Here is a 2,949-nt window from a genome sequence, read left to right as displayed (position 1 = left end):
TCGTCTGAGACCTTGGACAAGCTAACGTTACGACGGTGTTTTAAGCCTTCTGGACAATACTCACGATACAGCTGATGGCAAATTTTTGATAATTGTTGCAAATTCCATTGTAAGTGATGGGATTTAGCGGTATACTGTAAGTGGCTCATTTGGACTAACCTCCTGTTTGTTTGGTCACTTACAGTATAGTCCATTTGGGCTTTTTATTGTATTTTGAAAGCAACTAGCACCACGGGTAACAGTTATTTCCGAGTTATAGTTTAGATGAAAACAATACTTAGTTTTTTAAGTCTTTCATGCGCTTGGCTTGTTCTATATTTGCCTTGTGACTAGGAACATTCTTGATATATTGAAGTGGTTAGTAAGAACTCTATTTATTAAAGAGAAAGAGATAAATTTGTGTTATCTGCCTTGATTAGCGAACAATTTTTATTAGGAGTGTCTATTTGGTGTCCCTTTTGTGACTAAGAGTTAGAGAGCATTTTTAGGACAAATCTTGTCATCTCTTGGGGAGATTCTGTCTTACCTTTAGCGATCCAACTTTGACAAACTCCAAAAAAGGCATGTGCTAGGTAGATACTGCGATATTCTTTTTCTGTTTGTGATAATTCTTCCGTATTGAATTTCCCTTGCAAATCAATATTAATTAGAAGACGTACTTTATTGATAATAAAAGTTTGAATTTCCTTCGTTCCATTTGCGGATAGAAGTGAAGATAGCAATTGTTCTCTTTGAAGAAATTCAAAGACTTCCAGAAATGCCAGTTCTTTGTTTTGGTATTCCTTTTCAAAGATGTATTCTAACTTATGAAAGAAAGTTTGCTGATAGTAGTCAATCATTTCGTATTTATCTTTGTAATGTGTGTAAAAACTTGAGCGACTAATACCAGCTCTTTTAGCCAGCTTAATGGTGGTTATATCATCAAAACTTTCCGTTTTCAATAGAGTAACCATTGCTCTCAAGATAGCTTGCCTTGTTTTCTCTTTACGATCGACCATTAGCTTATTCTCCTTTTGAACACTTTTAGACATAATGTCTAGAAATCGAAATTTTTGTCTTGTAAATTTTAATTTTACTTGTATAATATATTCTATCATAAATCGTGGACGATATGTCCATTTTAGGAGAAAAAATGTTAGATGAATTTAAAGCACTTATTAAAAATCCCAAGTTAATCATCATCATGGTTGGCATTTCATTGGTTCCTGCCCTATATAATATGGCCTTTTTAGGATCTATGTGGGATCCGTATGGTCATGTTAATGAACTTCCTATTGCGGTAGTCAATCAAGATGAGCCTGCATATTTAAATGGTAAGTCATTAACAATTGGGCATGAAATGGTGGACAATATGTCTAAAAATGGAGATTTAGACTATCATTTTGTTTCTGAAGAGACTGCAAAAAAGGGGCTTAAAGATGGTAAATATTATATGATCATTACGCTTCCTAAAGAGCTTTCGAAGAAGGCGACAACGCTACTAGATCGCAGACCAGAAAAACTGATGATTTCTTACCAAACCAGCAAAGGTCATGGAGTGGTTGCCTCAAAAATGGGTGAGACTGCTATGGCTAAACTTCAGAAGTCTATTTCACAAAAAATCACAAAGAACTATACTTTAGCTGTTTTTGCTAGCATGACAGAATTGCAATCGGGTCTTAAGGAAGCGGAGATTGGTAGTCAGAAACTAGCTTTTGGCACAGCAACGGTTCAAAATGGTAGCCAAACCATTACAAGTAATTTGACTACTTTATCCGGTTTGAGTCGACAATTTGCTCAAGGAGTTAATCAGTTAATATCAGGTTTGTCACTATACACGGGAGGTGTAGGTCAGTTAACAAGTGGTTTAGATAACTTATCAACTGAGATGCCAATTTATTTTAATGGCATTTCTAGATTATCACAGGGAGCTGCTCAACTTCATCAAGGGTTGCTCCAGTTAACTCAAGCGACCGATATTTCTGATGGGAAGTTTGAAACGATGCAGACTTTAACTGCTGGTTTACCAACTTTAAATCAAGGAATTCAGCAACTCAATAACAGTTTGTCAACGGTACAGTTTCCCAGTCTCAATATTGTTAATCTAACAACCAGTCTAACGGTAATTAGACAGGTAGCACAGCAAATTATTGCTGAAGAATCTTCCTCGAAAAACAGCCAAAGGGAAGCTTTACAAGAAACAGCCGCTTACCAATCTCTGAGTCCTGAACAACAAGCAGAACTTAGTACAGCGCTTAACCAAACTGACAGTATGGCTGCTTCGTCAGCTAAGCGCATTTTGGAAAATGTCCAAGATCTATCAGTCGAACTGAAAACTTTGGATGAGGGAATTTCTTCTCTTCAGTTAGAACAATTAAAGGCTAGTTTGACTCAAATAGCTACCCAGTCTAATCAAGTTCTGCCTGAAACAAGTGCAGCTTTAATTGAACTATCAAAAGGTATGGCACCACTCAATACTACTTTATCTCTATTTTAGATGTTGTGGATCAGAAAACACACAAAAAATTATCGCTAATCTAGAATTATCTTACTTCAAAGTGCTCAATTCTCAATACCAAACGCCCAAATATGACTTTCAGAAAGATTCCAAAATACTTTCCCTTGGCTGTACTTACTAAAAATACTCTTCAAAATCACTAAGCGAAATCCTTTTGACTTCTAAAGCTTTGACAATTTAAAACTAAAATTCTCATTGTACTGAACATCAAAAAAGAGAAGACCAATTGGAACCTCTCTAGAGCTTAGCTTTTTTATACCTAGTACGGAGAATAAGGGATTCGAACCCTTGCGCCAGTTACCCGACCTAACGATTTAGCAAACCGTCCTCTTCAGCCTCTTGAGTAATTCTCCAAATATGGGCACGAGTGGACTCGAACCACCGACCTCACGCTTATCAGGCGTGCGCTCTAACCACCTGAGCTACGCGCCCAAGCAAATCCGCTTGGGAAA

2 protein-coding genes, 2 tRNA genes and 1 pseudogene are annotated in these 2,949 nt (G+C 36.9%); 1 reads left to right on the top strand and 4 read right to left on the bottom strand.

Going from position 1 to position 2,949, the window contains the following annotated elements:
• Both H346_RS10555 and H346_RS0108040 read right to left on the bottom strand, forming a co-directional pair.
• A pseudogene (locus H346_RS10555) lies at positions 1-149 on the bottom strand (IS982 family transposase); the annotation flags it as partial.
• 315 nt (positions 150-464) lie between these two features.
• A complete protein-coding gene (locus H346_RS0108040) occupies positions 465-998 on the bottom strand; it encodes a TetR/AcrR family transcriptional regulator (protein WP_027970625.1) in 534 nt (177 codons plus the stop codon).
• Positions 999-1,132: 134 nt separating this feature from the next.
• Between H346_RS0108040 and H346_RS0108035 the strand changes: the two genes are divergently transcribed.
• Positions 1,133-2,476: a YhgE/Pip domain-containing protein gene (locus H346_RS0108035; protein ID WP_027970624.1), complete on the top strand. Its 1,344-nt coding sequence runs from the start codon at positions 1,133-1,135 to the stop codon at positions 2,474-2,476.
• 286 nt (positions 2,477-2,762) lie between these two features.
• On the opposite strand, the gene H346_RS0108030 is transcribed toward H346_RS0108035, so the two are convergent.
• Positions 2,763-2,850 (bottom strand) — tRNA-Ser (locus H346_RS0108030).
• A gap of 5 nt (positions 2,851-2,855) precedes the next feature.
• A tRNA-Ile gene (locus H346_RS0108025) sits at positions 2,856-2,929 on the bottom strand.
• Between the last annotated feature and the right edge of the window lie 20 nt (positions 2,930-2,949).

The sequence above is a fragment of the Streptococcus castoreus DSM 17536 genome (assembly GCF_000425025.1).
GTDB classification, from domain to species: Bacteria; Bacillota; Bacilli; order Lactobacillales; family Streptococcaceae; genus Streptococcus; species Streptococcus castoreus.
This window is presented reverse-complemented; position numbering and strand designations above follow the sequence as displayed.

What these genes read in the sequence shown, in the direction of transcription:
- H346_RS0108035 (WP_027970624.1), top strand. Translation starts at nt 1,133, where the DNA reads ATGTTAGATGAATTTAAAGCACTTATTAAAAATCCCAAGTTAATCATC.
- H346_RS0108040 (WP_027970625.1), bottom strand. Translation starts at nt 998, where the DNA reads ATGGTCGATCGTAAAGAGAAAACAAGGCAAGCTATCTTGAGAGCAATG.